The following is a 284-nucleotide window of genomic DNA, read 5'->3' on the forward strand; positions in this document are numbered from 1 at the left end:
CTGAACGCGATGTAATGCATAACACACGACCAGAAGTCGCATTATTTCTGGTCGTGTCGTGCGAATCATAAGCAGTTGAGTGATCTGCATCGAAATTTTTGTTGCGCTCAAGTCTGAAATCAGTAATATATGCCGCCGTTGCCACGGGATATCAAACAAACCGAAAGCAACGAAAAAGTGGGTCGTTAGCTCAGTTGGTAGAGCAGCGGACTCTTAATCCGTTGGTCGAGTGTTCGAATCACTCAGGGCCCACCAAAATTTTCTTCGGTCTGATTCTTCAGATT

Annotated in this window: 1 tRNA gene; it reads left to right on the forward strand. The window is 45.4% G+C overall.

The features are described from left to right. The first annotated feature begins 179 nt into the window (after window positions 1–179). Window positions 180–255 (forward strand) — tRNA-Lys (locus FN960_RS23895). Window positions 256–284 lie beyond the last annotated feature (29 nt).

Source organism: Alkalicoccobacillus porphyridii (genome assembly GCF_007293315.1).
GTDB classification, from domain to species: Bacteria; Bacillota; Bacilli; order Bacillales; family Bacillaceae_D; genus Alkalicoccobacillus; species Alkalicoccobacillus porphyridii.